We start from the raw sequence: 18,860 nt of genomic DNA, 5'->3' as shown, positions 1-18,860 counted from the left end.
CCCTCTATCAGGTAGGTTCAGGAATGTTAATTTAGGCAGTCTTCTAACTTTACATTGAATTTTGGAAGTAAGTAGCTGAAAATCGGTTATTTATCCCATTTTGAAAGACTAGTTTAATTAACTTAATTCCCAAAATAATGCTATTATGGTAAATAGGGTACTTGAAAAAAGGCGATCGTCCTTTTTCTTAAAAACATGTGGGTTGATCCTTGCTTTGATCACCTGCAACATCTACTGGGCTTCAGCCCAAGGTGGCGCCAGGACCGTTTCGGGCACCGTAAGCTCTGCCTCCAGCGGAGAAACCTTGCCGGGGGTGAACATATTGATCAAGGGCACCAGTTCGGGAACAGTAACCGACGTAGATGGTAGTTATTCATTGAATGTTCCTAACAATCAAGCAGTACTGGTTTTTTCCTCCATAGGTCACTACATGCAGGAAATTGAGGTAGGCAACCGCTCCGAAATCAATGTAGAACTGGAAGAAGATATGCAGGCATTGGAAGAGGTAGTGGTCATCGGCTATGGTGCCACCCGGAGAAGGGATCTGACCGGCGCTGTATCCTCGGTGAGGTCCGATGAAATGCTGCTGACACCCACGCACAATGCCTTGGAAGGTATTCAAGGAAGGGCTGCCGGCCTGGACATTACCAGGGCTTCCGGCCAGGCGGGTTCAGGCGTAAATATCGTGTTGAGAGGTAACCGTTCTATCGGTGCGAGCAATGAGCCGCTCTATATCATTGACGGTTTCCAGGGCGGGAACATCGAAAACCTGAATCCAAATGATATTGAGTCCATAGAAGTACTCAAAGACGCATCAGCGACGGCCATCTATGGGGCCCAGGGTGCCAACGGTGTGATCATTGTGACCACCAAAAGCGGTGCGGAGGGAAAAACCAAAATATCCTATGATGGCTTTTATGGGGTCAACGGCCTCACTCCCTTTCCCAATGTCAGGACGGGAGACAGTTACATCCAATTAAGAAGAGAGGCTTTTAGGACTTCAGGAGACTGGAACAGCCCGTCGGATGACCCGATTGCCTTTCAGGGAGCCGGTGAATGGGATGCGGTCCAGAACAACCAATGGGTGGACTGGGTAGACCTTTTGTTGCAGGACGGTACCCAGCAAAGCCACAACATATCCGTGAGCGGTGGCAACCAAAGGACCAAGGCTTTTGTTTCCGCGGGGTATTTTAAGGAAACGGGTCTTCTAAGGGATGATGATTTCACCAGGTACACGGCCAGATGGAACATCGATCATGAGATCTCCCCCAAACTGAAGATCGGTACACTGGGGCAAGTGGCCTATTTCAACATCAACAGGAGGCAGGATGTGCTTTCCAATGCCATGAACACCAGTCCCCTTGGCCAGGCTTTTGACGAAAACGGCGAGATCAACCGTTTTCCCATATTTGCGGACCAAAGCACCGTCAGCCCTTTGACAGACGAGAGAGGGCCGCATATCCAAAGCAACAATACGATACGTACCAATATCATGTTGAACGCCTTTTTGGAATATAAACCCATCGAGGGACTCAGCATCCGTTCCAATTTTGGTACCAACCTGACCAATGACAGACAAGGGCGATATGATGATGCTACCTCCTTCAGGCAGCGCAATGCCCTAAGGTCCATTTCCGAAGCCAACATGAACTTTATCAGGTTTTTCAACTTCGATAACATCATCACCTACAACAAGGAAATCAATGACCATAATTTTACGATCACCGGGGTGACCAATTATATCCAAAGGGATGCGGATGGCTTGAGCGCCATGGGTTTCGATCAGGTCTTGCCTTCCCAGCTTTTTTACAACCTTGGAGCTACAGAGCCCACCAGCCGGACAATCAGCTCTAATTATACGGGGCATAATATGATGTCATATGCTGCCAGATTGAATTATATCTATCAAGATAAGTATTTGTTCACCGTTACCAATCGGTATGATGGGGCCTCCAGACTGGCTCCAGGCAACAAATGGGCGATGTTCCCCTCAGTCGCTGCCGGCTGGGTGATGAGTGAGGAGAATTTCCTACAAAATGTAGAAGGCATTAGCTTTATGAAATTAAGAGCAAGCTACGGCCTTACCGGTAACTCTGCCATTCCTCCTTATGGAACCCAAAGCCTTCTCTGGATCAATAACCAGATCTCTTTTGGGGAGGTGGCTGCCCCGGGACTGATGTTTGGAGAAGAAATCGGGAATTTGAACGTGGGATGGGAACGATCCACTACTACCAATATCGGCCTGGACCTCGGTCTTTGGAACAACCGGGTCAACGTCAATCTGGACCTGTACAATACCAATACCACGGATTTGTTGTTGCCCAGGACCTTGCCTTATTCCACAGGTGTAAGGAGGGTATACCAAAACATAGGTGAAACCAATAACAGAGGGGTGGAATTGACCATCAATTCGCAAAACATCCAAAGGACCAACTTCTCCTGGAACTCCACCCTTACTTTTACCTCCAACAGAGAACAGATTACGGAATTGGTGGATGGGCAAAACATCATCACCAATGAAAGAGAGGCGCTGATCATCGGCCATCCCATTAGCTCTTTTTATACCTGGAACAAACAAGGCATCTGGCAGATCGACGAAGCGGATGAAGCGGCCCAGCTCTCCTTTGGTGGTACACCCTTTCAGCCCGGAGATATCAAATTACAGGATCTCAACGGAGATGGCGTGATTGATGAGCGGGACAGGATGGCAATAGGATCAGAGGTACCCCAGTGGTATGCCGGGTTCCAAAACAATTTCAGGTTTAAATCTTTTGACCTGGGGCTGTTCTTTTTTGCCAGGGTAGGGCAGATGATCCATGCGGAGGTCCTTGGAAGATACAATCCCGGAGGTGAAGGCAACGGGCCGGAATTTATGCAATATTGGACGCCGGAGAACCCGACCAATGATTATCCAAGACCGATGAGAAATGCCGTTCTTTCCACATATGCTGGCTATCAGACCCTGACATTCGTGGACGGTTCATTTTTCAAGCTGAGGAATGTTAACCTGGGTTATACCCTTCCAAAATCTATTGCGGACAGGATTTCGGTGGAAAACCTTAGACTTTATGTGACGGCCAACAACATGTGGACCCACTCTGGGAGCCACTTGCTTAGGCAATATGATCCGGAACGAGGCGGCCCGGAAGGATTTCCGCTAAACAGGCAGATTATCGTAGGGCTCAATTTTGATTTTTAACAAAACAAAACCCGAACACTTGTCAACTTAAAGTTAAAAACCATGAAAATAAAAAATATAATATATAAAGGACTGATTTGCTGCGCTTCCTTAGGGATCGTGTCCTGCGACCTGGATGAATTCAATCCCTCAGGTACCACCGCCGATGCAGCCTGGACCACTCCTGAGGGGTTCATCACGGCTGTGAATGGCGCCTACCACTACAGAACCCAGTTTTATGGTAGAGAGAACGGGCTTTTCCTTGGAGAAGTAGGTACAGACCTTTGGTTCAATAGGGAAAACGCAAATTATGCCAACCAGCACACCCGTTATGCAGGGCTGACGCCTACTCAGGGTAACCCCAATATCGGCGAGTGGCCCAGGCTCTGGGTCGGCATCAACCAGTGCAATGCGGGCATCAACAGGATTGATGAGGCAGGTTTTACCAATGAATTGGAAAGAAACCAAAGGTTGGGAGAATTAAGATTTCTCCGCGCCTTTTATTACTGGCACATTGTGGAGCAGTGGGGAGGCGTCATGCTCAGAACAGAAGAAACCAGGGAGCCACTCCTGACGGCGGAAAGAAGTCCTGAAGAGGCATTTTACGATCTCATGATTGAGGATTTGCTGTTTGCATCTGAACATTTGCCCGTCAGCTATGGTCAGGAATACAGCAGGGCGACCAAAAAAACAGCTTTGGGCTTACTGGCCAAAGTGTACCTGACTCGCGGATATTATGGCGATGGCCAGACTTACTTTACCCTGGCCCGGGACATGGCCAATGAAATCATAGAAAGAAAGGATGAGTTGGGAATAGCTTTATGGGATAATGTACATGCGCTTTGGGACCCGCAAAACAACAAGGAAAACCCTGAAGCACTCCATATTGTGAGTTATTCCCTTAACCCTTCATTGAATCCCGGAGGAGCCAACCGGATGCACCAGTTCTTCATGACCAATTATACCAGGTTTAAAGGCCTTCACAGGACATTGGAGTATGGCAATGAGGATACCAGAAGACTGATGCCGACCAGGGCGCTTCTCGATTTTTACGATGAAGAAATGGATGCCCGGTATGAAGCGACGTTCAAGGAAGTCTGGATTGCCAATGAGGATTATACCTGGACAGAAGATGATGTCCAGACCCATGGAAAGGATCCGAGTCTGGTCGGTACGCAGGTCAGGGCGGGGATAGATACGGCACTGCTGATCACAAAACGGGCCATCGAGAATCAGGAATTCATGCCTTATGTGATATATGACAGAAACAGGACCTACCGTGAATCCAACGGAGCGCTGAATCAACCTGATAATTTTGTCCAGCTTTGGAAATTCAGGGATCCCATAACCCGTACCGATCCCAACATGAGGGAAGGCTTCCAGGATGTGATGGCGATGCGATTCGCGGAGATATATTTGATCGCCGCCGAGGCGGAAGTGCAACTGGGTAATCCCGCCGCCGCCGCCGGGCATCTGAATGTGATAAGGGCCAGGGCGGCAAAAAAGGAACCGGTGGATTATACCTCCGAAATGATGGTTTCCGCTGACCAAGTGGATCTTGATTTTGTGTTGGATGAAAGGGCAAGGGAACTTTGCGGGGAACTGACCCGATGGTATGACCTCAAACGTACCCGTACTTTGGGGGACAGGATTGCCAGATACAATCCCGACATCACCGAATTTCAGGAACATCATTATGTAAGACCTATCCCGCAAGTTGAAATGGACGCTTTACTGAATGCCCAGGAGTTTGGCCAGAATCCGGGGTATTGAGAAAAACTTAACAACTATAAACCTTCTAGCTCCCAACAGGGAAATGGAAGGTTTTATTACTTTCCAAAAAAACGATTTGTAGTTATGAACGCAATAAGTTTGTAAATCAATTTACGGCATGGGACTAGCCCAGTTGAAAATTAACGACCATAATATGTTAACAGCAGAAAAAGTAAGATCAGGATTGACAGTTTTTGTTTTTTTGTTTTTCAGCCATTACACCTTCGGCCAATATCCGGAGATTCCTCCTGAGCTTCAAGCCAAAACCGATTCCCTCATGGAACTGGAAGAAGAAAGACTGGCCAAAATCTGGGAAAATTCCCTGGAAATAATGGATAAGGAAGCCAAGGAGGGGAGGCCGTATGTGCCTTGGGCAGCTTATCCCCTGGACTTGGTACGTGCGGAGATACCGGCCTTCCCCGGTGCAGAAGGAGGAGGGAAATTTACACCGGGTGGCCGTGGAGGAAAAGTCTATGTGGTCACCAGCTTGGAAGACTCAGGCCCCGGAACTTTCAGAGAGGCCTGTGAAGCGGCAGGTGCCAGGACCATTGTCTTTAACGTGGCAGGGATTATCCATCTGGAAAAGCCACTCAGCATCAGGGCGCCCTATGTGACCATTGCCGGCCAAACCGCTCCAGGTGATGGGGTATGCATAGCTGGAGAATCCGTGAATATAGATACCCATGATGTGGTCATCCGGCACATGCGTTTCAGGAGAGGGGCCACAGATGTGACCCGAAGGGACGATGCACTGGGCGGAGACTCTCCGGGCAATGTCATTATTGACCACTGCTCCATAAGCTGGGGACTGGACGAAAGCCTTTCCATTTACAGAAATATGTATGACGGCGACAAAGGCAAAGGGGTGCAAAAATTGCCTTCCTCCAATATCACCGTTCAAAATACCATCATAGCGGAAACCTTGGACATGTATAACCATGGTTTTGGGAGCACACTGGGAGGTTACAACAGTACCTTTATGCGTAATCTTTGGGCCAACAACATCAGCAGAAACCCCTCTGTGGGCATGTATGGGGATTTCACCTTTGTCAATAACGTACTTTTCAACTACTGGAACAGAACGGTGGACGGAGGTGACCACCGCTCCCTTTTTAACATCATCAATAATTACCTCAAGCCGGGTCCCATTACCCCGGAAGACAATCCGGTCAGGTACCGTTTTCTTAAGCCGGAATCCGATAGGTCCAAACAGGACACTTCAGTGTATGGCAGGGCTTATGTGCATGGAAACGTGGCCGAAGGGCATGAAGAGGTTTCCAGAGACAATTGGGCCGGGGGTGTGCAGATTGGAGGGGATATAAAAGACTACGAAGCTTATATCCGTGTAGACAAACCTTTCCCCATGGCCGATCTGACCATGATGCCCGCGCAGGAAGCTTACGAATATGTGTTGGAAAATGCCGGCGCTACGATACCCGGAAGGGATCCCGTAGACGAAAGGATCGTGAAACAGATAAAGACGGGAAAAATCGAATACAAAGAAGGATTGGAAACAGGTGAAGGAAGGGAATTTGTAAAAAGGCGGTTGCCTCAGGATTCCTACAAGAAAGGGATTATCACGGATATTTCGCAGGTGGGAGGCTATCCGGAGTACAACGGCCGGCCTTACCAGGATTCCGATAATGACGGCATGCCCGATGCCTGGGAGAAGCAATATGGCTTGAATCCCGATGACCCCTCAGATGCCAATAAAGACCTGAATGGCGATGGGTACACCAACATCGAAAAATACATCAACGGAATAGATCCAACACAAGCAGTGGATTGGACCGATCCGGTCAACAACAAAGACACTTTGGCCGAATGGCACCACAAAAATGGCGGACTTATATCAAAATAATTGCAGTAACAACCTTTTTCCAAATATCCATGAAAAGACCTCAAATCATTTTAACCGCTGTTATCCTGCTGTTATGGGGAACATTTCCCAGGGCCTTTGCCCAAGAGTGGGATTCGGATTATATCAACGTCACGCTCGAAAGGGCGGACAAGATTGTTGCCACGCTGGACATAACTGACCCTGTAACCCGGGAAAGTGTCAAACAAACCATCGCCAAACAATACAGGGATTTGAGTGATCTGCATGAAAAGCAGGATGGCAGAAAAGCCGGTACCAAAGAAAAATGGAAAGCAAACCCGGACAAGCTGAAAAAAAAGCTTGACAAGCTGAGCAAAAAATCGGAGAAGGAGTCAGATCAACTAAAGCGGTCCTTTATTACCGGGCTTTCCCATGATCTGGATGGGGAGCAGATCGCCAAAGTAAAAGACGGCCTGACCTACAGCGTGGCGCCCAACACCTATAAAGTTTATTTGCAGATGCTCCCGGAGCTCACGGCGGCCCAAAGGGAACATATTTGGGAAAATCTTATCGAAGCCCGCGAAAAAGCCATGATGGCAGGGACTTCCAAAAAGAAACATGGCTGGTTTGGCAAATACAAAGGCAGGATCAACAACTACCTGGCAGCGGAAGGCTATGATTTGAAAAAAGCCAGCGAAACAATGGAAGCCGCCATGAGTAAATGAAGGAATAAGATAGCACAAATAGATCATATCCAGGGAATGGGGTTTTCATTCCCTTTTCCCTATTTAAAGTTTCTCAGCTTTCACAATAAAACCCCGTACCGCAAACACATGAGAAAAGACTTTTATATTGGTTTGTTGATGACAGTGTTTTTTTTAGGACGGCAGACCGATGCTTTTTGCCAGGATCCGGTAGCCGTTCCTACGATAGAATTCCGAAATGATAAACTGGATTATGAACCGGCCCCCAATGGCGATCGAATCCCGGATTATTCATACAGCGGGTATGAGGCGGGGGAAAAATCCATTCCAAATGTACCCATACAGATATTTATCCCACATGCGGAAGGAGATGCCACCCGCCTTATTCAGGCGGCTTTGGATCAAGTAGGCCGTTTGCCAAAAGACGAAAGTGGAATACGGGGGGCGGTTCTGTTGGACCGGGGGACATTTTTGGTATCAGGCATAATAGAACTGGAGCACGGCGGCGTGGTTTTAAGAGGCAGCGGCATCGGAGACGCGGGAACCACGCTCCTGGGTACAGGAAAAAGCAGAAATATGCTGGTAAAAATTAAGGGGGCTGGAGACAGGGTCATAGGTCATTCCCAACTCATCGAACAAGCGTATGTCCCTCTAAATGCCCTGGAAATTGAAGTGGCCGAACCCGGGTTATTTAAGGTTGGTCAGCAAGTGTTGATACGCAGGCCGTCCACACAAGCCTGGATAGATAAGATGGGTATGAATGAATTCGGTGGCGAAACAGGTTGGCTGGGTTGGAAGCCGGGTGACCACGACTTGTCCTGGGACAGAAAAATCACGGATATACAGGGAACTACATTGACACTGGATGCGCCATTGATGATGGGATTGGATAAAGCGTTTGGCGGTGCCGAAGTGATGACCTATCACTGGCCGGGAAGGATCAGTCAGGTGGGGTTGGAAAACCTGACGCTGAAATCCGAATTTGACACAGACAACCTCAAGGATGAAGACCACCGCTGGATGGGGGTGACCGTGGAAAATGTGGAAAATGCATGGGTCCGACAAGTGGACTTTTGGCACTTTGCGGGTTCTGCCGTGGCCTTGAGAAATTCTGCCAAAAAGATCACGGTGGAGGACTGCAGATCCTTTCAGCCCATATCGGAAATCGGGGGCCAGCGGAGATATACCTTCTATACACAAGGGCAACAGGTACTTTTTCAGCGTTGTTACGCCGAACAGGGCTATCACGATTTTGCGGTGGGCTTGAATGCCGCCGGCCCCAATGTCTTTGTCGAGTGCGAATCCCATTTGCCGCACCACCTGAGTGGCGGCATCGAAGGATGGAGCACCGGGGCTTTGTTTGACAACGTGCAAATTGATGGCCATGCCCTGAGTTTTAAAAACCGCGGGCAGGATGGCCGGGGTGCCGGATGGACAGGGGGCAACAACATGTTTTGGCAGGCTGCAGCCGCTTTGGTGGAATGCCATTCACCGCCCTTCGCCTACAATTGGGCTTATGGCACCTGGGGCCAGTTTTCCGGAAACGGCCTCTGGGAAAATACCAATAACCATATCAAGCCCAGGAGCCTCTATTATGCCCAATTGGAAGAAAGGCTGGAGGAATTGCCCCAAGACGCCCATTTGAGGGCCATGGATACCGAGGCTTCTACCAGCCCTACTTACGAACAGGCCCAGCAACTGACGCAGGCAGCAGCGATTACACCCCTGACTTTTGCCGAATGGATAGGCCTGGCGAAAGAGAGGAGTCCCATACCCATCTCTCACAAAGGTGCACAGGAGATAACGGTTGAGACAGATTCAGCTCCGGCTCAAGAGCTTCCAGGGACCGTCAGCATTCAGGACGGAAGGCTGGTCTACGGCGACCAACTGCTGACAGGAAAAAAGCTGGATGTGTCCTGGTGGCGGGGCAGCCTTAGAGACCGTGATGTGGAGGCCGCCAAGCCGCATATTACCCGCTTTGTACCAGGGAGGGAGGGCAGAGGCCTCACGGATAACCTGCAAGAGATGGCCGACAGCCTGCTCATCCGGGGCTTTGTGTCGGTAGACCACAATTATGGCCTTTGGTACGATCGCCGGCGGGATGATCATGAGCGCACCAGACGAATGGACGGCGATGTGTGGGCGCCATTCTACGAGCAGCCCTTTGCCCGTACCGGTGAGGGAACAGCCTGGGATGGCTTGAGCAAATATGATCTTACCCGCTATAACCCCTGGTATTGGGAAAGGCTCTGGGAGTTTGCCTCCTTGGGTGAAGAGAAAGGGTTGGTACTGATCCATCAGCATTATTTTCAGCACAACATATTGGAAGCCGGGGCCCATTGGGCGGATTCACCCTGGAGACCGGCCAATAACATCAACGATACGGGTTTCCCGGAACCCCCGCCCTATGCCGGGGACAAGCGGATATTTCTCGACAAGCAGTTTTACGATGTGGACCATCCTCATAGAAAATATCTGCATCAGCAATATATCAGACAGTGCTTGGATAATTTTGACGGCAGGGGCAATGTGCTGCATCTGACCAGTGCGGAGTACACAGGACCTTTGCACTTCGCGGAATTTTGGCTGGAAACTATCCGGGATTGGCAAACGGAAACAGGAAAAAATGCCCTTATAGGTTTGGGCGTCACCAGAGACGTTCAAGATGCCCTTCTCGAACAATCTGAATGGGCGGAATTGGTGGACGTTGTTGATATCCGATACTGGCATTATCAGGAAGACGGATCGATGTATGCACCGGAAGGTGGCAGGCACCTGGCTCCCCGTCAACATGCCCGGCAATTGAAACCCGGTAAGGAAACAATGGGGCAGGTATTCCGGGCCGTGAGGGAGATGAGGGAAAAGTACCCTGAGAAAGCAGTGGTTTACAACACGCCGGGTGCTGAGCGGTTTGGCTGGGCTGTGCTGTTTGCAGGAGGCTCTTTGCCTGCACTGCCTTCTCTACAAGTGGAAGGTTTTAATCAAGCTTTGGCAAAGATGGAGGCCAGGACCTCCTCTGACAAGGCCTATGGTGTTTGGGAAATGGCCGAGGAAGGAGAAAACTACCTCTTTTATTGTCCAACAGACCAGACCTTAACCTTGGACCTGAGCGCCTATCCACATCCTTTCGAAATATTATGGATAGATCCCAAGGAGGGAGTGCCTAAAAAGCAGGAATCGGTCTTGGGGGGCAAAAACATTACTGTGAAAATGCCGGATAAAAACGACTGTGTGGTATGGATCAGGGCAATTCATGAAACCCACGGAGCTGTCGGACCTTAGGTTGAATGCTTGGTTACTGACATAAACCACTGATTATACAGATGCGCACAGATTATTTTTGGCCAAATGAAGGAAACTTGTTTTTAAAGAAATTGGGCAAAGTAATCAAATGATAAGGTGAAAAATAAACCAACCCATACCAAATCTGCTTGTGGGAACACCGCCTATTGGTATAAGGCAATGGACGGAATTGGTGAACAACAGCGTGCAGGAATTTCCCCCAGACGGGAATGTGCAGGAAGGAAATGACCGGCTTTCGGTATTAAATTGAAGCCCAATTTAGTACACTGCTCATATTGGTCTTGTACCCAGTGTTTTTGATATATTAAAGCTTCCCTGCATATTTAAATTGAAGAATGTCTCAATGAAAAATTTACTCCAGATAAGTTTGCTCAGTATTGGCTGGACAGTGTTGTTCGTCTTTGACGCTTTTGGGCAGGATACTTTGAAATACACCGGAAACACCCTTTCCAGAATAGATTACCACCATGGCCAATTGCGACCGGCCATCGGGACGCATACACGACAGATCATGCGGGCCAACCGTTCCCGGCCCGCGGAAGCGGACGGTTTTGGCTGGACGTATAACCATGCGCCGATGATCGCCTATTGGAACGACACCTTTTATGTCAACTACCTCAGTGATCCGGCCGGAGAACACATTCCTCCCAGCCAGACATTTTTGTCGACTTCAAAAGACGGCGTTTCCTGGAGCAAACCGCAAGTGCTGTTTCCCATTTACGATATCCCGGATGGGTACCAGAAAGAGGGCCATGACGCTGTGGCCGATAACCTACAGGCCGTCATGCATCAGCGGATGGGCTTTTTTGTTTCCCAAGACAACCGGTTGTTGGCCTTGGGATATTACGGCATTGCCATGGATGCGAAAGACAGTCCCAATGACGGCAAAGGCATTGGCCGGGTGGTCAGGGAAATCTATGAAGATGGGAGTTTTGGCCCTATTTATTTTATCCGCCACAATGCTTCTTGGGACCAGAAATTATCGGAATTTCCGTTTTATAAGAAGAGCAAAGACAAGGGATTTGTGAAGGCCTGTGAGGAGCTGATGGCCAAGCCCCTAATGACGCAGCAATGGGTAGAGGAAGCCGACAGGGATGATCCTTTGATACCTTTAAAAAAACAGTTCAAAGCTTTTAGCTACTATCATCTGGATGATGGCAGGGTAGTGGGCTTGTGGAAGCATGCCCTCACCAGCATCAGTGATGATGGCGGAAAGACTTGGCAATATGACCCGGTCCGGGCGCCCGGCGTGGTCAACAGCAATGCCAAAATATGGGGGAAAAGGACGTCCGATGACCGCTTTGCCCTGGTATACAATCCCTCGGAATATCGCTGGCCCCTGGCCATTTCCACCAGCGATGATGGGTTGGAATACCACGATCTGCTACTGGTTCATGGGGAAATCACCTCCATGCGCTATGGAGGCAACTACAAGTCCTATGGGCCGCAATATGTGAGGGGTATTTTGGAAGGCAACGGCACACCGCCCGACGGCAATCTTTGGATCACCTACAGCGTGAACAAAGAGGACATCTGGGTAGCCTCTGTGCCGGTACCGGTCACAGGCGAACCAACCGGCCATGCCAAGGATGATTTTGCACAAATGCCTGAATCGGAGGCGCTTGCCGATTGGAACATCTACAGTTTAATATGGGGGCCTGTGGGAATTGAGGAAAAAGATGCTAAAAAAACGCTTGCTCTTAGAGACAAAGACCCCTTCGATTATGCCAAGGCGGAAAGGATAATCCCGAGAAGCGAGCAACTGCAGGTGAGCTTTGAGGTGGAGGCTGGTCAGGATGACCATGGGCAGTTGCAGATCGAGTTTCAGGACGGCAAAGGCCGCCCTGCCGTGCAGTTGCTGTTTGATGGGGACGGTGTCATCAAATACCGGGCAGGTTATCGACTCGGGAGTTTTGACAACTATGAAAAAGACAAAAACTACCGGATAGAACTGGACATGGACGTGTCCACAAGATCATATGGGGTAAAAATCAACGGCCAGGAAAAGGGAAGAAGGATTTTTTTTGCCCCTGTAGACGCTTTTGAGCGGGTGGTGTTCCGCACAGGTACCCAGCGGTATTTTCCCAATCCCGACACCCCTACCGACCCGGATTACGATCTGGAAAACGCCGGAGCCATGGATCCAGAAGCGGTGTATTTTGTCTCTTCGCTCTTTACTTCGTCCGAATGAAAATGACCAAAAAATATGGGGGTATTGTGGTGCCGATGGTGACGCCATTGACGGCAAAAGGGGATATCGACCAGGAGGCCGTCGGCAGCATCATGACGGCTTTCGTCCAAAACAACATTTCTCCACTGGTCATGGGGACCACCGGTGAATCGGCTTCCTTTTCGAATGGGGAAAGATTGGCCATGCTGCGGGCTGTGGTATCCCAAAAATCCGCCAACCAACAAATATATGCAGGAGTGGTCCAAAATGAGGTTTGTCAGCAGGTGTCACAGGCCAGAAATTACCTGGATCTGGGGGCGGATGCAGTGGTGGCTACACTACCGGGCTATTACCTACTTACCCCGGAACAGATGAAGGGTCATTTTGAAAAACTGGCGGACGCACTTGAGGGCCCATTGTTTATTTATAACATCAAAGCCACCACACAGATGTCCATTCCGTTGGAAATTATTGATGAACTGAGCGGACATCCCCATATCAAGGGGCTGAAGGATTCCGAACGGGACGAAACACGCCTGCGAAAGGCCATTGAAAGGTTCAAAGACAATGAGGAATTTTCTTACTTCTGCGGATGGGGAGCAGCCACCGTGAAAAGTTTGATGTTGGGTGCCGACGGGGTGGTGCCCAGTACGGGTAATCTGGTACCGGAAATGTACCGGGCACTCTACGAGGCAGCGTTGGCGGAAGACTGGGATACCGCCTCACACTACCAAAAAATGACAGACGGGGTGGCCGGCATCTATCAGGCCAATAAAACCCTGGGCCAATCCTTGGCTGCGTTAAAACTGCTGATGCAGGAAAGAAGCTTTTGCAGGCCTTTTATGAAGCCGCCCCTGACCATGCTGGACAGCCGGATGGCAGAACAGGTACGGTCACAATGGAAAGATTTTCAAACCGGTCGCAAAACATGAACGGGCAGGGATTGCATATCGTGGATCACTTGATCATCCTGGCTTCCGTGGCGGCTACTGTTTACATGGGAATATATTTTTCCAAGAGACAAAAAAGCAGTGAAGATTATTTTGCCGGCGGCCGAAGCATTCCTTCCTGGGCCATAGGGATTTCTATCTTTGCCACCCTGATCAGCAGCGTCACCTTTTTGGCGTATCCCAGCGCGGCCTATCAGTCCAACTGGATCCTGTTGGTGCAGGGATTGATGGTGCCTCTGGTGCTGGTAATGGTCATCTGGGTGATTGTACCCCTGTTCCGCAAGGTCATCGGGCTGAGTACTTATGAATATTTTGAGAAACGCTTCGGTGTCCTCGCCAGGATGTACAGTTCCATCGCCTTCATCCTGACCCACTTTTCCAAAATGGGCACGGTCCTTTACCTGGTAAGCCTGGCATTGAGCAGCATGCTGGACATATCTATTTTTGTAGTGATCGGTGTATTGGGGTTTGTGATCATTGTGTTGACACTTTTGGGAGGAATTGAGGCAGTGATCTGGATGGACGTTATCCAGGGGTTTTTACTGATCGGCGGAGGGCTGTTTTGTCTGGGGATTTTGCTGTTCAGTCAATCCATAGGTCCTATGGAGACCATAAAAGTGGCTTTGGATACTGATAAAATAGGTTTTGGTCCTTATGATTTCAACCTTACCCGGTTGACTTTTACCGTCATGGCCCTCAACGGGGTTTTTTATGCCTTACAAAAATACGGTACCGACCAAACCATCGTCCAAAGGTACATCACCGCTAGAAACGATAAGGAAGCAAAATCCGCCGCCTATTTGGGTGTTTTTCTCAGTGTTCCGGTGTGGACCTTATTCATGTTGGTTGGGTCGCTTTTGTATGTATTTTATGAATTTTCGGGAAACATACTTCCGGGAGGAGCCACCGTGGATGCGGTATTTCCTTACTTCATCATGACGGAACTGCCCATCGGAGTGACGGGCCTGGTGGTGGCTGCCATAGCGGCGGCGGCCATTTCCAGCCTGGATTCCGATATGAATTGCCTGGCTGCTGTCGGAGTGGAAGATTATTATGCAAGGCTTAAACCCAAAAGCACCACCAGGCAGAAATTGTTTGTGGGAAGGATCCTGGTGCTGGTTTCCGGCCTTGCGTCCGTGTTTGTGGCCCTGCTGTATGTTTTCTGGGAAGGAGAGGGGGTATTGGGTGCGGTGTTTGAACTGTATGCGATATTTTCAGCCGGCATCGTGGGAATTTTCCTGCTGGGCCTGTTCAGCCGCCGGGCCAATAAAGAGGGTCTTTACATAGGTCTGTTGGTCTGTGTGTTGTTTACTGCATACGCCTTGCTGACCTCTACCCCTTTGGGTTTCGGCGGAGAAAGCAGGCTGCTGCTGGATCTGGGGAAATATAACTTTCCCCATCACAAATACATGCTCGGTGTATACAGTCACTTGGTTGTCCTCGTGGTGGGATATGTGGCCAGTCTGTTCTTTGACCGACCAAAGGCAAACGAAACGTTGACCATTTATGGCTATTTCAAAAAAGGAGAAAAAACAACCGAAAACATCAGACAATATTCATGAGAGCAATTACTTTGATACAACCCAACCGGCTTGTTTTCGGCACCCAGGCTTTTGAGCGGTTTCGGGAGGAACTCCTGCAAGCAGCCTGCAAACGGGTATGGATTCTCACCATACCTCCTTTTGTAGACATGTTGGCACACTTGGTACAGGAGGCAGGCCGCAAGGGTATCACGGTACAAGTGGAAACCTACGATTCTGGCGAACCAACCTTCAGGTTGTATGCCGAACACTTGAATAAGGTCCAGGGATTTGGGGCTGAACTGATCGTGGGGATAGGCGGCGGAAGTGTGCTGGACCTGGCAAAGCTGCTGGCCGCCATGCAAAAAAATACCCAGAGCCTTGAGGACGTGGTTGGCATCAACCAACTGAAGGAACGAAAGGTGAAGCTCTACTGTCTTCCGACTACTTCCGGAACCGGCAGTGAGGTTTCTCCCAATGCCATTTTGTTGGACGAAAGCACTTTGGAGAAAAAAGGTGTCATCAGCCCCTTCCTGGTTCCTGACGTGACCTATGTGGATCCTTTGCTGACCCTCGACCTGCCGCCAAAAATCACCGCGGAAACGGGCGTGGATGCGCTTTCCCATTGCATTGAGGCCTTTACCAATAACTTCAGCCACCCGATCGTAGACGATTTTGCGCTTCGGGGGATCAGTTTGATTGGCCGAAACCTCCTGCGGGCTTATCGACAAGGAAGAGATGTTGAAGCCCGGTCGGCTGTGGCGCTGGGAAGTATGTATGGAGGAATGTGTCTGGGTCCGGTCAATACGGCTGGGGTGCACGCTTTGTCCTATCCCCTTGGGGGCAAATACCATGTTCCCCATGGCTTGGCCAACGCGGTGTTGCTGCCGGAAGTAATGGCCTACAACCTGCCGGCGGAGGTTGAAAAACACGCCAGAATCGCTTTGGCTTTGGGAGTGCAGGAAGAGGGTTCAAGGGAAGAAATTGCCCAAAAGGGGGTGGAGAAGGTCAGGGACCTGGTGAGAGCGTGTGGTATTCCTGCGGATTTGTGGGTTTTGGGAGTAAAAGAAGAAGATTTGAATGAATTGGCCGGGCTGGCCATGAAAGTGACGCGCCTTTTGAAAAACAATCCCAGGGAACTGGGATTTGAAGACGCTGTCCGCATTTATCAGCGATTGTTAAAAAAAAGAACTGGAAATCATGTTACCGATCATAGCCGTGACCATGGGTGATCCGGCGGGAATAGGCCCCGAGATCATTGTAAAGAGTTTTTCGAATGCAGCATTGTACGACAGATGCAGGCCGTTGGTGGTTGGGGATGCCAAGACCATGGCGTACACAGCGAAATGTTTGGGTAGTTCCCTGAAAGTCCATCCCATCAGCGAAGTAAGCCAGGCGGGGTTTGAGTCCGGGACCATGGATGTTTTGGACTTGGACAACGTGGAACTTGAAAACCTGGAAATGGGGAAAGTGTCCGCAATGGCCGGAAAGGCCGCTTTCGAAGCAGTAGAAAAAGCCATCAAATTGGCGATGGATGAGCAGGTGGATGCCACAGTGACCGCTCCCATCAACAAAGAATCCATCAACCTGGCGGGTCATCAATATGCCGGACATACAGAAATTTATGCTGATTTTACGGGAACAAAAAAGTTTGCCATGCTCTTGGCGGAGCAAAACTTCAGGGTTATCCATGTCACCACCCATGTGCCTCTGAGGCAGGCCTGTGAGTTGGTGAAAAAAGACCGGGTTAAAGAAGTCATAGGGCTTTTGCATGACGCCTGTCTGCAATTCGGGATAGAAAAGCCGCGCATCGGTGTAGCGGGTCTGAATCCACATGCGGGCGACGGGGGCTTGTTTGGCAGGGAAGATGAGGAGGAAATCGCGCCCGCGGTAGCAGAAGCAACGGCGGCAGGCTACAGGGTAGAAGGGCCTATTCCGCCGGACACTATGTTTGCCAAAGCGGCCCAAGGCTATTTTGATGGGTGTGTGGCCATGTATCATGACCAGGGACATATCCCCTTCAAAATGATCGGTTTCAAATGGGATAACGAAAGGCAGACCATGGAAAGCGTGAAAGGTGTTAACATCACACTGGGACTGCCGATCATCAGGACTTCGGTGGACCACGGAACTGCCTTTGAAATAGCCGGAAAAGGCATTGCTTCGGCCGATGCCCTGGATCTGGCCATAGATTACGCCATCCCGATGGCCATTAACAGAAAAGATAAAGTGAACGTGAAATGATTACAGCTATAGCCGATGATATCACAGGTGCTGCTGAAATAGCAGGTGTTTGCCTCAGGTTGGGGATTCCGGTATCTTTTTCCTTGGATGTGAAGCCGGTAGATAAAGGGGTATTGGTAGTGGCCACGGATACACGCTCACTGAACGTGGAAGAAGCCGTGAAAGAAACCAAGGCCTTGGCCCAGAAGCTGCTGGAGACAGGCACGCAACATGTTTTTAAGAAGACCGATTCGGTTCTGAGGGGACATGTGGCCGAAGAACTGGAAGCAATGGCAAAGGTTTTCGAAAAAGCCAAAATAGTACTGGCTCCCGCCAATCCCTATACCGAAAGGACCATCAGGAACGGGGAGTATTTTGTGAAAGGAAAACCCTTGGACCAAACCGACTTCAGTGACGATCCGGAATTTCCTGCCTCTTCATCATTGATCCGGAAATTGGTACATCCGGCGGAATTGCCGGTGCATATCGGGGATTTCTCCGGAGAAGGTGGCTGGCAAAAAGGGATCAGCATCCCTGATAGCGCAAATATGGATGACTTGACCGCTTTGGCCGGACATATAGATGATGAAGTGGTGCCTGCGGGAAGCGGTGCTTTTTTCGAAGCCTATTTAAGGACTAATTTTGAGCATTTGTGTGGTACGGCACCCCAGCAGGAAAATAACCATCCCATGGAGGGCGATGGGTTGTTGGTGGCGGGCAGCAACCATTTTCAGACCCATGACTTCATCAAAAATGCCCTGGCCAATGGCATCAAAGTCTGCGAGATGCCGAAAATGCTCAAAATCCAGGAAATACATCATGGAAAGCTCGGGGATTGGATTACGGATGTGAAATTCCTTTTGCAGAATTTTGGGAAAGTGATCCTCACTTTGGGAAAGATCCAGGTAAGGTTTGACAACTGCTCGCATATATTGAAGGAAAGGATGGCCTATACGGTGGTTCGGGCCATTCAGGAACACGGAATTCAGGAACTGTTGGTGTCCGGCGGGGCCACGGTGTATGCCATCATCAGCAAGCTGAACTGGAGGGAATTTGTCCCGCTGGAGGAGTTGAGCCCCGGTGTGGTGCGGCTAAGGGAACAGAGCACGGGCTGTTACCTCACCATCAAGCCCGGCAGTTATGATTGGCCCGATGAAATCATCAGCTTTTTTGATATGGCTTGTGATAGGGTGTGAAACCCACCGGATGTTTCAATTTTA

11 protein-coding genes are annotated in these 18,860 nt (G+C 49.7%); all 11 read left to right on the top strand.

The genetic code is table 11. From position 1 onward, the window contains the following. The first annotated feature begins 145 nt into the window (after positions 1 to 145). The 11 genes from ACFPFU_RS19125 (at position 146) to ACFPFU_RS19075 (ending at position 18,836) form a co-directional block, all read left to right on the top strand. Positions 146 to 3,199 (top strand): SusC/RagA family TonB-linked outer membrane protein, encoded by a 3,054-nt coding sequence (locus ACFPFU_RS19125; protein ID WP_377067074.1) that lies wholly within the window; start codon positions 146 to 148, stop codon positions 3,197 to 3,199. Positions 3,200 to 3,241: 42 nt separating this feature from the next. Next, a complete protein-coding gene (locus ACFPFU_RS19120) occupies positions 3,242 to 4,951 on the top strand; it encodes a RagB/SusD family nutrient uptake outer membrane protein (RefSeq protein ID WP_377067072.1) in 1,710 nt (569 codons plus the stop codon). Between the two features lie 154 nt (positions 4,952 to 5,105). Further along, positions 5,106 to 6,812 carry a polysaccharide lyase gene (locus ACFPFU_RS19115; protein ID WP_377067070.1) on the top strand — a complete coding sequence of 569 codons (1,707 nt, stop codon included), beginning with the start codon at positions 5,106 to 5,108 and terminating at the stop codon, positions 6,810 to 6,812. 29 nt (positions 6,813 to 6,841) lie between these two features. Next, complete coding sequence (locus ACFPFU_RS19110) at positions 6,842 to 7,495, top strand: DUF3826 domain-containing protein (protein WP_377067068.1); 654 nt, start codon at positions 6,842 to 6,844, stop codon at positions 7,493 to 7,495. 108 nt (positions 7,496 to 7,603) lie between these two features. Then, positions 7,604 to 10,756, top strand: a complete 3,153-nt coding sequence (locus tag ACFPFU_RS19105) for a DUF6298 domain-containing protein (RefSeq protein WP_377067066.1) — start codon at positions 7,604 to 7,606, stop codon at positions 10,754 to 10,756. Positions 10,757 to 11,120: 364 nt separating this feature from the next. Beyond that, positions 11,121 to 12,968 carry a sialidase family protein gene (locus ACFPFU_RS19100; protein ID WP_377067064.1) on the top strand — a complete coding sequence of 616 codons (1,848 nt, stop codon included), beginning with the start codon at positions 11,121 to 11,123 and terminating at the stop codon, positions 12,966 to 12,968. Next, the gene (locus ACFPFU_RS19095; RefSeq protein ID WP_377067062.1) at positions 12,965 to 13,879 is read left to right on the top strand and encodes a dihydrodipicolinate synthase family protein; all 915 of its coding nucleotides are present in this window, start codon (positions 12,965 to 12,967) and stop codon (positions 13,877 to 13,879) included. Before ACFPFU_RS19100 ends, ACFPFU_RS19095 begins: the two co-directional genes overlap by 4 nt. Next, positions 13,846 to 15,459, top strand: a complete 1,614-nt coding sequence (locus ACFPFU_RS19090; RefSeq protein WP_377067060.1) for a sodium:solute symporter family protein — start codon at positions 13,846 to 13,848, stop codon at positions 15,457 to 15,459. The genes ACFPFU_RS19095 and ACFPFU_RS19090 overlap by 34 nt, the downstream gene beginning before the upstream one ends. After that, a complete protein-coding gene (locus tag ACFPFU_RS19085; protein ID WP_377067058.1) occupies positions 15,456 to 16,649 on the top strand; it encodes an iron-containing alcohol dehydrogenase in 1,194 nt (397 codons plus the stop codon). Before ACFPFU_RS19090 ends, ACFPFU_RS19085 begins: the two co-directional genes overlap by 4 nt. After that, positions 16,618 to 17,661: a 4-hydroxythreonine-4-phosphate dehydrogenase PdxA gene (gene pdxA / locus ACFPFU_RS19080; protein ID WP_377067056.1), complete on the top strand. Its 1,044-nt coding sequence runs from the start codon at positions 16,618 to 16,620 to the stop codon at positions 17,659 to 17,661. The genes ACFPFU_RS19085 and pdxA overlap by 32 nt, the downstream gene beginning before the upstream one ends. Next, the gene (locus tag ACFPFU_RS19075; protein WP_377067054.1) at positions 17,658 to 18,836 is read left to right on the top strand and encodes a four-carbon acid sugar kinase family protein; all 1,179 of its coding nucleotides are present in this window, start codon (positions 17,658 to 17,660) and stop codon (positions 18,834 to 18,836) included. The genes pdxA and ACFPFU_RS19075 overlap by 4 nt, the downstream gene beginning before the upstream one ends. The last annotated feature ends 24 nt before the right edge of the window (positions 18,837 to 18,860 follow it).

It is taken from the genome of Negadavirga shengliensis (assembly GCF_042652345.1).
Taxonomy (GTDB): domain Bacteria; phylum Bacteroidota; class Bacteroidia; order Cytophagales; family Cyclobacteriaceae; genus Negadavirga; species Negadavirga shengliensis.
Note: the sequence above shows the minus strand (reverse complement) of the source record. Positions and strands in the feature narration are given on the sequence as shown.

Coding starts and splice junctions, on each gene's coding strand:
- ACFPFU_RS19105 (WP_377067066.1), top strand. CDS start 7,604: ATGAGAAAAGACTTTTATATTGGTTTGTTGATGACAGTGTTTTTTTTA.
- ACFPFU_RS19075 (WP_377067054.1), top strand. CDS start 17,658: ATGATTACAGCTATAGCCGATGATATCACAGGTGCTGCTGAAATAGCA.
- ACFPFU_RS19095 (WP_377067062.1), top strand. CDS start 12,965: ATGAAAATGACCAAAAAATATGGGGGTATTGTGGTGCCGATGGTGACG.
- ACFPFU_RS19120 (WP_377067072.1), top strand. CDS start 3,242: ATGAAAATAAAAAATATAATATATAAAGGACTGATTTGCTGCGCTTCC.
- ACFPFU_RS19090 (WP_377067060.1), top strand. CDS start 13,846: ATGGAAAGATTTTCAAACCGGTCGCAAAACATGAACGGGCAGGGATTG.
- ACFPFU_RS19100 (WP_377067064.1), top strand. CDS start 11,121: ATGAAAAATTTACTCCAGATAAGTTTGCTCAGTATTGGCTGGACAGTG.
- pdxA (WP_377067056.1), top strand. CDS start 16,618: ATGTTACCGATCATAGCCGTGACCATGGGTGATCCGGCGGGAATAGGC.
- ACFPFU_RS19085 (WP_377067058.1), top strand. CDS start 15,456: ATGAGAGCAATTACTTTGATACAACCCAACCGGCTTGTTTTCGGCACC.
- ACFPFU_RS19110 (WP_377067068.1), top strand. CDS start 6,842: ATGAAAAGACCTCAAATCATTTTAACCGCTGTTATCCTGCTGTTATGG.
- ACFPFU_RS19115 (WP_377067070.1), top strand. CDS start 5,106: ATGTTAACAGCAGAAAAAGTAAGATCAGGATTGACAGTTTTTGTTTTT.
- ACFPFU_RS19125 (WP_377067074.1), top strand. CDS start 146: ATGGTAAATAGGGTACTTGAAAAAAGGCGATCGTCCTTTTTCTTAAAA.